The organism is Streptomyces sp. V3I7 (genome assembly GCF_030817495.1).
Lineage (GTDB): Bacteria > Actinomycetota > Actinomycetes > Streptomycetales > Streptomycetaceae > Streptomyces.
Genome location: NZ_JAUSZK010000001.1, coordinates 362,275 through 376,601, shown reverse-complemented (window position 1 = coordinate 376,601; position 14,327 = coordinate 362,275). Strand labels below are relative to the sequence as shown.

At 71.5% G+C, this 14,327-nt stretch carries 10 protein-coding genes; 2 read left to right on the top strand and 8 right to left on the bottom strand.

The features are described 5' to 3' along the window. Nucleotides 1–179 precede the first annotated feature (179 nt). Both QFZ74_RS01750 and QFZ74_RS01745 read left to right on the top strand, forming a co-directional pair. Nucleotides 180–2,195, top strand: a complete 2,016-nt coding sequence (locus tag QFZ74_RS01750; protein ID WP_307618999.1) for an NADPH-dependent 2,4-dienoyl-CoA reductase — start codon at nt 180–182, stop codon at nt 2,193–2,195. Nucleotides 2,196–2,235: 40 nt separating this feature from the next. Continuing rightward, nucleotides 2,236–2,811 (top strand): PadR family transcriptional regulator, encoded by a 576-nt coding sequence (locus QFZ74_RS01745; RefSeq protein WP_307618998.1) that lies wholly within the window; start codon nt 2,236–2,238, stop codon nt 2,809–2,811. A gap of 42 nt (nt 2,812–2,853) precedes the next feature. On the opposite strand, the gene QFZ74_RS01740 is transcribed toward QFZ74_RS01745, so the two are convergent. The 8 genes from QFZ74_RS01740 to QFZ74_RS01705 all read right to left on the bottom strand — a co-directional run bounded on the left by QFZ74_RS01740 (nt 2,854) and on the right by QFZ74_RS01705 (nt 14,150). Further along, nucleotides 2,854–3,387, bottom strand: a complete 534-nt coding sequence (locus tag QFZ74_RS01740; protein ID WP_307618997.1) for a hypothetical protein — start codon at nt 3,385–3,387, stop codon at nt 2,854–2,856. A 434-nt stretch (nt 3,388–3,821) separates the two neighbouring features. Then, nucleotides 3,822–4,232, bottom strand: a complete 411-nt coding sequence (locus QFZ74_RS01735; protein WP_307618996.1) for a PTS fructose transporter subunit IIA — start codon at nt 4,230–4,232, stop codon at nt 3,822–3,824. Next, nucleotides 4,225–4,824 carry a dihydroxyacetone kinase subunit DhaL gene (gene dhaL / locus QFZ74_RS01730; protein ID WP_307618995.1) on the bottom strand — a complete coding sequence of 200 codons (600 nt, stop codon included), beginning with the start codon at nt 4,822–4,824 and terminating at the stop codon, nt 4,225–4,227. Before dhaL ends, QFZ74_RS01735 begins: the two co-directional genes overlap by 8 nt. A 47-nt stretch (nt 4,825–4,871) precedes the next feature. Further along, complete coding sequence (dhaK, locus tag QFZ74_RS01725; RefSeq protein ID WP_307618994.1) at nt 4,872–5,867, bottom strand: dihydroxyacetone kinase subunit DhaK; 996 nt, start codon at nt 5,865–5,867, stop codon at nt 4,872–4,874. Between the two features lie 1,019 nt (nt 5,868–6,886). Next, a complete protein-coding gene (locus QFZ74_RS01720) occupies nt 6,887–7,612 on the bottom strand; it encodes a thioesterase II family protein (RefSeq protein WP_307618993.1) in 726 nt (241 codons plus the stop codon). A gap of 102 nt (nt 7,613–7,714) precedes the next feature. Then, nucleotides 7,715–10,894 carry an amino acid adenylation domain-containing protein gene (locus tag QFZ74_RS01715; RefSeq protein ID WP_307618992.1) on the bottom strand — a complete coding sequence of 1,060 codons (3,180 nt, stop codon included), beginning with the start codon at nt 10,892–10,894 and terminating at the stop codon, nt 7,715–7,717. Beyond that, on the bottom strand, nt 10,891–13,941 hold the full coding sequence (locus QFZ74_RS01710) for an amino acid adenylation domain-containing protein (protein ID WP_307618991.1): 3,051 nt from the start codon (nt 13,939–13,941) through the stop codon (nt 10,891–10,893). Before QFZ74_RS01710 ends, QFZ74_RS01715 begins: the two co-directional genes overlap by 4 nt. Further along, nucleotides 13,926–14,150 carry a phosphopantetheine-binding protein gene (locus QFZ74_RS01705; RefSeq protein ID WP_307618990.1) on the bottom strand — a complete coding sequence of 75 codons (225 nt, stop codon included), beginning with the start codon at nt 14,148–14,150 and terminating at the stop codon, nt 13,926–13,928. The genes QFZ74_RS01710 and QFZ74_RS01705 overlap by 16 nt, the downstream gene beginning before the upstream one ends. Nucleotides 14,151–14,327 lie beyond the last annotated feature (177 nt).

Below are 14,327 nucleotides of genomic sequence, written 5' to 3'. Positions count from 1 at the left end.
GCGGGTTCCTCTCGGAGAGCCCGTGTGGTCAACGCGAGTTTACATACCAGTAGTTACAGAAGCTCGGGCGGCTTCGGCCGGCCGAGACCCAGGTCGGTCCAGCGGCTTGTGCAACTAGTTGCACAACATGGCGGTCGTCCTCTACAACAGAGGCGACCCCACCACGCACGGAGGCCCCGATGAGCCGTTACCCGCACCTGCTGAGCCCGCTCGACCTGGGATTCACGACACTTCCCAACCGCGTCCTGATGGGCTCCATGCACGTCGGCCTGGAAGAGGCCGAGCGCGGTTTCGAGCGGATGGCGGAGTTCTACGCCGCCCGCGCGCGCGGGGGAGTCGGCCTCATCGTCACCGGCGGCATAGCGCCCAACGACGAGGGACGGCCGTACGAGGGCGGCGCCAAGCTCACCACCGAGGCCGAGGCCGAGCGGCACGCCGTCGTCACCGAGGCGGTGCACCGCGAGGGCGGCCGGATCGCGATGCAGATCCTGCACTTCGGGCGGTACGCCTACCACCAGGACCTGGTCGCGCCCAGCCCGCTCCAGGCGCCGATCAGCCCCTTCCCGCCCCGCGAGCTCACCGACGCGGACATCGAGCGGACCATCGACGACTACGCCCGCGCCGCCCGCCTCGCCCGGCAGGCCGGCTACGACGGCGTCGAGATCATGGGCTCCGAGGGCTACCTGATCAACGAGTTCATCGCCGCGCAGACCAACCACCGCACCGACCGCTGGGGCGGCTCCTACGAGAACCGCATGCGCTTCCCCGTCGAGATCGTCCGGCGCGTCCGCGAGGCCGTCGGCGAGGACTTCATCATCATCTACCGGCTGTCCATGCTGGACCTCGTCCCCGGCGGCTCCTCGCTGGACGAGGTGATCACTCTCGCCCGGGCCGTCGAGGCCGCCGGTGCCACCATCCTCAACACCGGCATCGGCTGGCACGAGGCCCGCATCCCCACCATCGCCACCTCGGTGCCGCGCGGCGCGTACACCTGGGTCACCAAGAAGCTCATGGGCGAGGTGAGCGTCCCGCTCGTCACCACCAACCGGATCAACACCCCCGAACTTGCCGAGGAGTTGCTCGCCGACGGCCGCGCGGACATGGTCTCCATGGCCCGTCCGATGCTCGCCGACCCCGACTTCGTCGCCAAGGCCGCCGCGGGCGAGCCGGACGCCATCAACACCTGCATCGGCTGCAACCAGGCCTGCCTCGACCACACCTTCAGCGGCAAGATCACCTCCTGTCTGGTCAACCCGCGCGCGTGCCACGAGACCGAGCTGGTCCTCTCCCCGACCCGGCGGCGCTTGCGCGTCGCCGTCGTCGGTGCCGGCCCCGCCGGACTCGCCTGCGCGGTGTCCGCCGCCGAACGCGGGCACGAGGTCACGCTGTACGACGCCGCGAGCGAGATCGGCGGCCAGCTCAACGTGGCCCGCAAGGTCCCCGGCAAGCAGGAGTTCGACGAGACGCTGCGCTACTTCCGCCACCAGCTCGACGCGCACGGCGTCGACGTACGCCTCGGTACCTGGGTCACCGCCGAGGACCTCGCCGACCACGACGAGGTCGTCGTCGCCACCGGCGTCACCCCCCGCACCCCCGAGATCCCCGGCATCGACCACCCGCGCGTGCTCGGCTACCTCGACGTCCTGCGCGACGGCGCCCCCGTCGGCGACCGCGTCGCCATCCTCGGCGCCGGCGGCATCGGCTTCGACGTCGCCGAGTACCTCACCGACGGCGGCGACAAGGCGAGCGAGGACCCGGCGACGTACTTCCGCAACTGGGGCGTCGACATGGACTACCAGGCACCCGGCGGCCTCACCGAGCCCCGGCGCCCCGCCCCGCCGCGCACCGTCCACCTGCTCCAGCGCAAGACCTCCAAGGTCGGCGCAGGCCTCGGCAAGACCACCGGCTGGATCCACCGCACCGAGCTCAAGCACCGCGGCGTCACCATGGTCCCGGGAGTCCAGTACGACCGGATCGACGACGCCGGACTGCACATCACCGTCGACGGCGACAGCACCGTCCTCGACGTCGACACCGTCGTGCTGTGCACCGGCCAGGAACCGCGCCGGGACCTGTACGAGGCGCTGGTCGCCGCCGGACACAAGGCGCACCTCATCGGCGGCGCCGACGTGGCCGCCGAGCTGGACGCCAAGCGCGCCATCAAGCAGGGCACCGAGGTGGCTGCGGCCCTGTAGGAGCCGCCTGCCGCACACGGCCCGTCCCTAGGATGACCCCATGTCACTCCCGCACGCGATCCTCACCGCCCTGCTCGAGAAGCCGTCGTCGGGCCTGGAACTGACCCGCCGCTTCGACAAATCGATCGGCTACTTCTGGTCGGCGACGCATCAGCAGATCTATCGCGAGCTGGGGAAACTGGAGGCCGAGGGACACATCCGCACACTGCCGTCCGAGCAGCCGGCCCGCGGGCAGAAGAAACGTTACGACGTTCTGCCCGCGGGCCGCGCCGAACTGGCCCGCTGGACGTCCGCGTCCCAGGACCCGAAACCGCTCCGCGACGCCCTGCTGCTGCGCCTGCGTGCCGCGGCGGTCGTCGGCACGGGCGGCCTCGAGTCCGACCTGCGCCGCCATCTCGACCTGCACCAGCGGCAGTTGGCCGAGTACGAGGAGATCGAGAGGCGTGACTTCCCCCCGGGCAAGGACAGCCGCGAGGACCGGCTGCGCCACCTGGTGCTGCGCGCCGGCATCGACCTGGAGACGTTCTGGACGCAGTGGCTCGCGCACGCGGTGGAGGAGTTCGAGGAGCTGGCGCGGCACGAGGGCGACACGGATGGGGGCGGACGGCCGGAGTGAGCGCGCGTTCTTGAGACGCGCGCCTCCAGGCCGGCTCGGTCCTCAGAGGCGGTACGGCCTCGTCCGCCGCCGCAGGTACCAGCCCGTGGCGATGACGCCGGCGCCCACCAGGGCCGCGCCCACGCCGAAGGTGACCGGCCCGTAGTCGTGGGTGCCGCCGCCCAGGCCGCCCATCACACCGCGCGAGGGCGAGGACGTGGCGGAGATCGTCGGCGTCGACGCCGCGGAGACGATGACCGACTGACTGCCCGCGGTGATGCCGCTCGAACAGACGACGACCACGGTGTACGTCCCCGGGCTGACGTTCGACCACGAGGCTGCCTGGTTCGTCGCCGTGCCCCTCAGCGCGGCCTGCCGTCCCTGGGCGAAGTTCGTCTGGCTGCTGGTGAGCAGGGACGCGGTGCCCCAGTTGCCGTTGTTCTGGGCGCACGCGCTGGTCGTCACCGAGACCGAGGACCCGGAGGTGTTCACCGAGATCCCGGAGGCCGCGGCGGACGGACCGGCGAACCCGATCGGAAGCGCGGCGGCGGCCGCCAGGGTCGCGCCGTAGCGGAGCGGAAGTCGAGCAGTACGCATGGGTCAGCCCTCCGGTGGCACGGCCGGCGGAACGTCGCATGCGCCGCCGGGGGTCGGGGAAACGTCCGTGCTGTCTCACCGGCAGCCAATGCGCCCCGGGCGCGCCGCGCACTCCGATCGCCGCCGGGCAGGTGACGGATTCCGCCGCCCGGCGCAAGGACGGGCCGGATCGGCGTGTCGTCGCTCCCGCCGCGCACGGACGCGCTCCGGCCGCGCCACCATCGGGAGGCCCGCGTTGGTGACCACGCGCGGGAGTTACGTATGCTGAACCCTCCCCGGCTGAACTCCCGCCGGGAACGAGGGGAGTTCATGCCGACGGTGCGGAACGCTGTCGTCGCTGAACCCGTGCCGACGCCGGCGGCCGGGGGTCCCGAACCCGTGTGGTTCAGGACCCCCGGCCGCTGAGCAGCGGTGGAGCCGTACGGCCGCCCGCGTCACACCTTCCGGAACGTGTACGCGTCCGCGGCCGCCGCGACCACGGCGTCGAGGTCGCCCCCCGCCGCCGCCGTGACGACCGCGGCCACCGCTCCCTCGACGAACGGGGCGTCCACGAGGCGTGTGTCGCCGGGGAGTTCGTCGCCCTCCGCCAGCAGGGCCTTCACGGTGAGCACGGCACTGCCCAGATCGGCGAGGACGGCGACCCCGGCCCCCCGGTCCACGGAGGCGGCAGCGGCGGAGATCAGCCCGGCGCTCGTACCGAACCCGCCGCCCTCCGTGCCGCCCGCCGCCGCGACCGGCACCGCGGGAGCGCCGCCCGCCAGCGCCTTCGCCAGGCCGGCGACCGAGGTGGCCACCTCCACGCTGTGCGACACCAGCACGATCCCGACCGTCCCGTCGTCACTCACCGGCGGCCTCCTCGAGTGCGGCGACGAGCAGCGCGGAGGAGGTGGCGCCCGGGTCCTGGTGCCCGATGCTGCGCTCCCCGAGGTAGCTCGCCCGGCCCTTGCGGGCCTGGAGGGGGATGGTCGCCTGAGCGCCCTCCTCGGCGGCCGCCCGCGCCGCGGCGAAGCCGTCGCCGAGCGCGTCGAGCGCCGGAACCAGGGCGTCGATCATGGTCTTGTCGCCCGGCGCGGCACCGCCGAGCGTCATGACGGCGTCCACGCCCGCCCGGAACGCCTCGGCGAACCGCGCCTCGTCGACCTCGGCCGCGTCCCCGAGCGCCTTGCCGGTACGGCGCAGCAGCGTCCCGTACAGCGGACCGGAGGCCCCGCCGACGGTCGAGATGAGCTGACGGCCGGCGGTGGTCAGGACGGCACCCGGCGTCGCGGGCACCTCCTTCTCCAGCGTGGCCGTCACCGCCCGGAACCCGCGCTGCAGGTTGGTGCCGTGATCGGCGTCCCCGATGGGCGAGTCGAGGGCGGTGAGCCGGTCCGCCTCCCGGTCCACGGCCGCGGCGGCCGCGGCCATCCAGCGGCGGAAGAAGTCGGCGTCGAGCACTGGATCTCCTTGCGTGGTAGGTACGTCGGAGGCGTCGGCCGTCGCGTTCACATTCCCCAGCGCAGCGCCGCCGTCTTCACCGGCGCGTCCCACAGCCGCAGCAGTTCCTCGTCCACCTGGCACAGGGTGACCGAGGCACCGGCCATGTCCAGGGAGGTGACGTAGTTGCCGACCAGGGTGCGGGCCACGACCACGCCGCGCTCGGCGAGCACCCGCTGCACCTCGGCGTTGAAGCCGTACAGCTCCAGCAGCGGGGTGGCACCCATGCCGTTGACGAGCACGAGGACCGGAACCCGAGGCGGCATGTCCTCCAGAATCGCGTTCACCGCGAAGTCGGCGATCTCGCCGGACGTCATCATCGGCCGCCGCTGCCGTCCCGGCTCGCCGTGGATGCCGATGCCCAACTCCAGCTCGCCGGACGGCAGATCGAACGTCGGGCTGCCCTTGGCGGGGGTGGAACAGGCGCTGAGAGCGACGCCGAAACTGCGCGCGTTCTCGTTCACCTGGCGCCCGATGGACTCCACCCGCTCCAGCGGCTGCCCCTCGGCGGCCGCCGCCCCCGCGATCTTCTCCACGAACAGCGTCGCCCCGGTACCGCGCCGTCCGGCCGTGTACAGGCTGTCGGTGACTGCCACGTCGTCGTTGACCAGCACCTTCGCGACCTGGATGCCCTCGTCCTCGGCCAGCTCGGCGGCCATGTCGAAGTTGAGCACGTCGCCGGTGTAGTTCTTCACGACGAACAGCACCCCGGCGCCGCTGTCCACGGCGGCCGCGGCCCGCGCCATCTGATCGGGCACGGGCGACGTGAACACCTCACCCGGACACGCCGCCGACAGCATTCCGGGCCCCACGAATCCCCCGTGCAGCGGCTCGTGCCCCGACCCCCCACCGGACACGAGCGCCACCTGTCCGGCCACGGGCGCGTCCCGCCGCACGATCACCCGATGCTCCACATCGACGTTCAGCAGATCGGGATGGGCCTCCGCCAGCCCCCGCAACGCGTCGGCGACGACGGTCTCCGGGACGTTGATGAGCATCCTCATGGGTACCTCCTGGTGAGGCTCGCAGATGGGCCTGTGACGTGCTTTTTCGCTGGTCAGAACGGGTGGGGTCAGTTTTCGATCTTGGTGGTCCATGGCGGCAGGAAGCGGGTTCTGGCGGTACTGATGCTGACCTAATGCCGACTTTCCTGACGGGTCATCAGCTGATCCTCGGTGCTCGGTGAGGTTACGGTCGGAGCCTTCCTGTCGGCAGTATCGCCCTTGCAGGAGCGAAGGTCACGTGGAGTGGAACGGATGTCTGGGTTCGCCTTCCGACGCTGTCGGCCGAGCGGGCTGTGGGGGTATCGCAAGGAATACGGCACGACCGCTGATGGAATTTCGGCTGATGGCCTGGGGTCAAGCGGCTTGCTGGCTTTCACCTTCGCTCAGATGACGTCGCACCGCAGTCCCAGCGATGGGCACTGGTATCCGCTCCGACCAAAAGCCGAACAGAGACACCATGACCTCGTGTTGTAGCGCGGTACCGGCTCCTTTGGTGACACGTCTGGCTCAACGGGGCGGTGAGTGCCCCGGCCGGTCACCGGCCGATCGGCTCCGGATGACGCTCCCGTCGCCCCCCGGACTTGTCGGCAACAAGCCGGAACCACGGCTCCCCGAGCCGCAGGCCGGGCAGCGTTGTGGCCAGCACACCCGCAGCGATGCCCGGACGTCCTCGGCAAGCGCCTTCAGGCGTCCGCTGGAGCAGGCAGGTGCTTCTCCGGCCCCGCGAGCACGATGTGCAGCGCCGGGAAGCATTCGCTGCGGACGTAGCGGACCGAAAGAAGATCGCGCCGCGGTCCGCCCCGGCTCGCAGGTACCGCGGCTGCCCGACTGCACGTCGTCGACTGGGCCCCCACGCTGCTGGGGACCATCAGCTGACTGGGGCCGCACAGCGGGCCGGGGACACCGCACCGGCCCCGCCCCTTCCGGAAGGAACCTCCGCCCATGCCCGCTCCCGGAGTCCCACGGCACCACCTGCTCGTACACCAGCTCCTCCACCACGCCCCCATGCTGCGAGGGCCTCACGAAGGTCGACGGGCACGCCTTCCCCGGTCCAGGAGTTCGTCGATCGTGTTCCACAGTTTCGGCCAGTCCGTGGAGAAGTACATGTGCTCCCCGGGTACGTCGATCAGTTCGCAGGCCACGTTCGTCGCCCGCGTCCACTGGAGTGCGTCGGCCCGGGTGATCAGCTCGTCCTCGGTGCCGCGCAGCACGCTGATCGGTACCGGCAGGGGAGTGGTCGGCTCTGTGGCGGCGGGGCTCTCGTTGATCGTCATGTCGGCCCGCAGCGCCGGAACGACGAGTTCGCGCAGCTCGGGGTCGTGGAACGCCTCGTGGTCGTAGCCCACCAATTCGCGTACGCGCGAAGCGAGTTCCTCGTCGGTGAGCGCGGCCACGCCGATGTGTGGGCGGGGCAGCCAGGGGGCGGCCGCACCGCTGATGATCAGTCGTTCCGGGAGGTGCAGACCCTTGCTGTGCAGGAGCTGCACGGTCGCGTGGGCCAGGAGGGCGCCGAAGGAGTGGCCGAAGAGCGCGTAGGGGCGGTCGCAGACCGCCGCGAGGATGCGTTCGGCCGTGCCGGCGGCCGCCTCGGCCAGGGAGGTGTACGGGTCCTCGATGAACAGTTCCTCGCGGCCGGGCAGCTGGACCGGGACGACCTCGAACGAGTCGGCCGGGTAGTCTCGCCAGGGACGGAAGACGCTGGCTCCCGCACCGGCGAACGGCAGGCACACCAACGGGAGTTTCATGGGAATTCCTTAGAGAGCGGAGCGGTTGCGGGCTGGGACGGTGGTACGGGGGAGCAGGGGTGTGGGCGAGTAGGGAAGTGGGCGGACGCGGGCACGCGGCCCTCAGCCTTCTCGGCGTGCGGGGCGCTTCCAGCGGGCCAGTGCCTGGGCGCGGGCGGCTCCGCGCCCAGGGGCCGGTCCCTGGGCTACGGCTGTGGGGGAGGCGAGCGGATGCGGCGCGGCGGCCCCGCTTTCCGGGGGCGTCAGGTGGGCGGCCAGGCCGCGTACCGTCGTGTGCCGGAACAGGTCGGCCGCCTGCAGGGACGGGTGGTGGCCGCGCAGAGCCGCCAGAACGCGGAGCAGGCCCAGGGAGTTGCCCCCCAGATCGAAGAACGTGGCGTCGAGATCGGTGACCGGAGTGGCGAGCACCTCGCTCCAGACGGCCAGGATCATGCCGGCTGGTCCGTCGGTCGGCCCGGCGGACGCGACCGGGGCCCCGTTGGAAGGGCGCGCCGCGTACTGCGTGCTCCAGGAGGCGACCGCCGCGCGGTCCAGTTTGCCATTGGGGAGTTGGGGGAGGGCGGCCACCGTCAGCCAGGTGCCTGGCACCATGGCGTCCGTGAGCCACTGCGAGGCGTGCGCGTGCAACGCCGCGGCGAATCCGGCGTCGGCGGCGCGTGGGCCGGGACCTGCCGTGAGCCGGGGGGACGTCGGCGTGATGAAGGCCGCCACCGCCGTGCCGTCGGGCAGCACCGCCACGGCAGCGTCCCGCACCTCGGGATGGCTCCGCAGCGCCGACTCGATCTCCTCCAGCTCGATGCGCTGGCCCCGGACCTTGACCTGGGTGTCGCCCCGGCTGACGAAGCGGAGGTCGCCGTCGCTTTCGAGGACCGCCAGGTCACCGGTGTCGTAGGCGAGTTGTTCGCCCGCGTCGGGCAGCGGGGCGAAGCGTTCGGCGGTCAGCGTGGGCTGCTGCCAGTAGCCGTCGCCGACGCCCACCCCAGCGATCATCAACCGCCCCGGAACGCCCGTCGGGAGGAGCCGGCCGTGGGCGTCCACCACATGGCAGCGCTCGCCGAACAGCGGCCGACCGATGCGCACCGGGCCGTCGGGCTGCGCGGGAACGCGCCACAGCGTCGACCAGACCGTGGTCTCGGTCGGGCCGTAGCAGTTGAGGACGGGGCCCGGCACCAGCGTGGCCAACTCCCGTGCCAGGTCGGCGGCCAGCGGCTCCCCGCCCACCAGCAGGGCGCCCAGACGCGTGAGCAGACGGGAGCCGTCCGGGTCCGTGGCCAGGATGCGGGCGACGGTCGGCGTGCACTGGTACAGCGCGCCCTGCGGGACGGGGGCGTCCGTCACCGTGCGGTGGCTGGTCACCAGGACCGTACCGCCGCGTGCCAGCGGCCAGTGCAGTTCGAGGGCGCTGATGTCGAAGGACAGACTGGTGCCCGCGACTGTCACTGGCAGCGGGCCGCCGCCCAGCTCGCGGTCGAAGGCGTCGAACAGCGCGCACAGGTTTGCATGTCGGATGACGACCCCCTTGGGGCGTCCCGTCGAGCCCGAGGTGTAGATCAGGTACGCGGCGTCCTGCGGCTCCACGTGGGGCCAAGTGGCGGGCTGCCTATGGCACTTGGCGTCGGGGCGCAGGTTCACCACCCCGGGGATCAGGGGGGCTGGGGCGACCGAGGCGGCGAGTGCGGCGTCCTCGGCCATGTAGCGCAGGCGGTCGGCCGGATAGTCGGGGTCGAGCGGGACATAGGCCGCGCCTGTCCGCCACACCGCCAGGAGTGCCACGACCATGTCCGGTGTGCGGGGGAGTGAGACGCCCACCCGGTCGCCGGGGTGGACCCCGGCCTCGATCAGTGTCGCCGCCAACTGTCGGGCGCGTGTGTCGAGTTCGGCGTACGTCAGGGTCTCGGCGCCGGATATGACGGCGGTGGCCGAGGGGGTACGGCATACCTGCTCGTCGACGAGTACGTGCACCGGTGCCTGCGGCAGGGCTGTCTGGGTGAGCGGTGCGTGGCCGCTGGCCAGGTCTGTGAGCTGCGCCCGCTCTTGGAGCGTGAGGAACGACAGCTCGGCCAGCGGGCGTGCGGGACCCTCGTCGCAGAGCGCCGAGAGGGCACCGAGCAGGTGCTGCCCGAACCGCTCGGCCGCCTGTGTGGTGAGGGCCGCGTGCCGGTGGCCGATCTCGAGGCGCATGGTGCCGTCGAGGGCGTGGCGGAGGGTCAGGGCGAGGTCGTACTCGGCCTCGGCGGGTGCGGACTGGGTGAGCCGCCAGCGCAGCCCGGCCGCGTCCAGGGGAGCGGACTCGACCGTCTGCGCGCACAGGATCTGGGTCAGCGGCTTGCGGCCCGGCCGGCGCCGCACTCCGGCCGTGTCGAGGATGTCCTCGATGGGCAGGCTCGCGTGCTCCACCGCGTCGAACAGAGCGTCCATGGTGCGGTCGAGGACCTCTTCGGTGTCCGCCTTGTCGAACTTCAGGCGCACCGGCACGGTGTTCTGCAGACAGCCGATCATGTCCTGGTCGGTGGTGTTGCGTCCGCTGGCCACGGTCGCGAGGACCAGGTCGTCGCGGCTCGTATACCAGCCCATCACCATCGCGGTCGCCGCGATGAGCTGGGCGAAGGGGGTGGCGCCGCATTCCCGGGTGAGTGCCTGCATGCGGGTGGTGAGCTCCGGGCCGATCTCAAGGGACAGCACACCGGTTGTGGTGCTGTCCGGGATGCCGGTCAGCGGGAGTGCGGTGTCCTCGGGGCAGGCCGAAAGCGTTTCCGACCAGAACTCCCGTGCCTGGTCCGCGAGGTGAGGGTCGGGTGCGGCCGGGTGCGGCGCGGCGGGCAGGTGCGTGCCGCCCCCGTCGTACGCGGCGGACAGCTGGCGCAGCAGTATGGCCGGCGAATCGTCGTCGAAGATCGCGTGATGTGTACCGATCAGACAGTGCGTGCGTTCCGGGCCGACAAGGATCCGGACCCGGCACAGCGGCCCCGCCCCATGGACGAAGGGGGCGCCCGCCGCATGGATGAGCGCGGGCAGCAGGGCGTCGTCGCTGCCGTCCGCCTCCACCGTCTCGACCTCCACGACCGAGGCGGGGTGGACCCGTTGCGTCAGGCCGTCCGCGGTCATGTGCAGCGACGTACGCAGGGCGGGCTGCGCTTCGATGACGGCGCGCACCGCTGCTGTGATCCGGGCGCTTGCCACCGGGCCGTCGATGACGAGGTGGTTGAGGACCGAGGCTCTGCCGTCCCGCTGGTCGAGCACGAAGAACCGCAGCTGCCCTGGAGTTGCCGGTCGGTCGGTCACGAAGGCTCCTTGACGCCGCTGTGGCCCGCCCGTACGAAGTCGGCGAGGGCCGGAAGCGAAGAGTTGCGGTAGATGTCACGCAGCTGCACCGAGGTGAACCCGGCCTGGTGCAGCGCCGTGCGCAGCCGGGAGGCGAGCAGGGAGTTGCCGCCGATCTCGAAGAAGTTGTCCTGCGGGCCCACGGGGATGCCCAGAACGTCCTCCCACACTGCGGCCAGGCGGGCCTCGACGGTCGTCTGTGAGGGTGGGGTCGTCTGTGGGGTTGGGGTGGTCAGGAGGGGGTCGGGCAGGCGGGCTGTGTCGAGTTTCCCGTTCGTGGTGAGTGGTAGTTCGGGCACGGTGGTGAGCGTGGCGGGTACGAGGTGCGCGGGGAGCCGGCCGGCGGTGCGTTGCTTGATCTGCGCTGGGTCGGCGTCGGGGGCGGTGACGACGTAGGCGTCCAGGCGGGCGGTCGCCGTGCCCGCGCCGCGTACCACGACGGCGGCGGCCCGTACGTCGGTGTCGTCGAGGAGGGTGGTGCGGATTTCGGCGGGTTCGATGCGGTGGCCGCGGATTTTGACTTGGTCGTCGAGGCGTCCGAGGTGTTCGAGGGTGCCGTCGTCCTGGTAGCGGCCGAGGTCGCCGGTGCGGTAGAGGGTGTGGCCTAGGTTGTGGGGGTCGGGCAGGAAGCGTTCGGCGGTCAGTTCGGGCCGGTTGTGGTAGCCCAGGGAGACGCCGGCGCCGCCGACGTAGATTTCGCCGGGGGTGCCGAGCGGCAGGGGGCGCTGCTGGTCGTCGAGGAGGTGGAGCTGCCAGCCGGGCAGGGGGCGGCCCACCGAGCGGGAGCCGGTCAGGGCATCTGCGCGGGTGAGGGTGTGCCAGGTGCAGTGCACGGTGGTCTCGGTGATGCCGTACATGTTCACCGCCCGGCATCGGGTGGGCGGGTAGCGGTCCATCCAGGGCAGCAGGGTCGCTGTGTCCAGGGGTTCCCCGCCGAAGATCAGCAGACGGACGGCCAGTTCCTGGCCGGGGTCGGTGAAGGTCTCGGCGCGGGTCAGCTGGGAGAACGCGCTGGGGGTCTGGGAGAGCACGGTGACCTGTTCACGGGCGAGCAGGGCGTGGAATTCCTCGGGGTCCCGGGCGCTCCAGTGGTCGACGACCACCAGCCGGCCGCCGGTCAGCAGACAGCCCCAGATCTCCCATACCGAGAAGTCGAAAGCGAAGGAGTGGAAGAACGACCACACATCCCCCGCGTCCAGGGCGAACTCGGTGCGGGTCGCGGCCAACAGGGCCATCACATTGCGGTGGGAGACCAGCACGCCCTTGGGCCGGCCGGTCGAGCCGGAGGTGTGGATGACATACGCCGGTGACCGCGGGTCGATGACCGGCAGCACGAGGTCGGTGGCGGTGGGCTGGGCGTGGACGTCCACCACCCGCACCGAGGCGGCCAGCTCGGCGGGCAGCCGGTCACCGACCACCACCTCCACCCCGGTGTCCTCGACCACGAACCCCAGGCGCTCCACCGGATAGGACGCGTCCAACGGCACATACACCGCGCCGGCCTTGAGTACCCCGAGCAAAGCGACGATCAGCTCGACACCCCGCTCCAGACACACCCCCACCCGGTCACCAACGCCTACCCCCGCCTCGGCCAGCACACCCGCCAGCAGAGACGACCACGCATCCAACTCCCCATACGACACCCCCACACCCCCACCCGACACAGCCACCCGGTCAGGGCCGGTGGCAACGTGCCGGGCGAAGAGCTCCGGTAACGAAAGGTCTGCTACTTCGAGGGCTTCGGCGGGCTGCGGCCCGTCGGTGGCGAGCACGGTGACGGCCTGGCCGAGCGCCTGGTCCGGGTCCACTACGAAGGCGGCGACAGCCCTCTCCACCTGGCGGCAGAACCGTTCAGCCGCACTCGCCGAGACGCGGGCGCGCTGATACCTCAGCAGCCCGTGCAGCCCGTCGGTGTCCTGCTGCAGATAGAGGGCGAGCGGGAACTGCGCGGTCCCGAGGTCGAGAGCGGGGTGCGGGGTGCAGCGCGCAGTGTTGGTGGTGAGCGTGGGCAGCGCAGTGGTGGGGACGACAACGAGCCGGGGTCCCCCGCCCGCCGTCTTCGGCAGAACCGCCGACAGGGGCAGGTCCGCGTCGCGGTACGCCCGTACGGACCTGGCATGGGCCGCCCGCAGGAAGTCGGCGACAGTGAGCTGCTCGTCGAGGTCGAACGGGATGGGCACGGTGGAGTTGAAGTACCCGACCGCCGCGGCGTGTCGCGGCGTGCGGCGCGAGACCGTCGCCCCGAGGACCGGTCGCGCGGCATGGGAGTTGCGTCCTAACACCAGGGCCGCCGCCGCGGTCATCAGCGAGTACGGCGAGGTCCGCAGATCGGCGGCGAGGGTCCGCGCCCCTTCCCACAGGCCGGCCGGCAGCCTCAACTCGTCGAGCGCCCCGCCGGTCGCGTCCGACCCCGCGGGCGGGGTGGCCCAGTCGAGGCCCGGGGCGAGGTCCGCGGCCGTCAGCTCGTCCTGCAGCCCGGCCGCCCGCGCTGCGCGCTCCGGGGTGAGCGCGGTGCCCGTGCCCCAGTCGGAGAAGCTCTGCGCGGCTTCGCTCTCCTCACCGGTGAGCAGCCAGCGGGCCATGAGCTCGACCGAGGGTTCGTCGACGACCAAGTGGTGGGCGACCACGACGAGATCGGCCCGCTGGTCGGGGTAGCGCAGCAGCACGGCCCGCAGCAGCGGCCCGTGATCCAGGTCCATGGGGCGCCGGCACTCCTGGCGTATCCGCCGGGCAGCCAGGGGGCTGTCCGCGTCGAGTGGGACCGCTGAGACATGCAGGGCGGGGACACGCTCCGCGGGGGCTAAGTACCAGCCGTCGCCGCTCTCTTCCACGCGTGCCGTCAGCATCGGGTGGGCGGCGAGCAGCCGCTCGAATCGGGCCCGCAGCTCTGTCTCGTCCAGGGTTCCTTCGATGCGGTAGGCCAGACCGACGTAATAGGTCGTGGGGTCGTCGGCGCCCCGGTCCGCGAGATAGAGGTCGGACTGGCTCGGGGTCAGACGAGCGCGCACAGCGCCCCCACTCCGGTGGCCTCGAGCACGTCGAGGTAGGCCATCTCCTGGCCCGTGACTTCGAAGACTCGCGCGGTGAACAACACCGCACGGAACGAGTCCCCACCGTTCTCCAGAAATCCGGAGTCGAAATCCGCTTCCGCTCCCAGAACCTCAAGCCAAATGGCCTTCACGTCCTGGACGAAATTTTCAGGCACACCGGATGTCATCCGCTCGATCCTCCGTCACGAAATCCAAGAAAGCGTTCTCGAAAATACACGGGACGTCGCGTCGTGGAGCTTCCGGCCGCACATTGTGGCAAGACCGATAGTAGAGCGGAATTCCCCCCCCCCCCCCCCCCCCCCCCCCCCCCCCCCCCGCACCAGACGTTTCCTTGATGCTCTTAC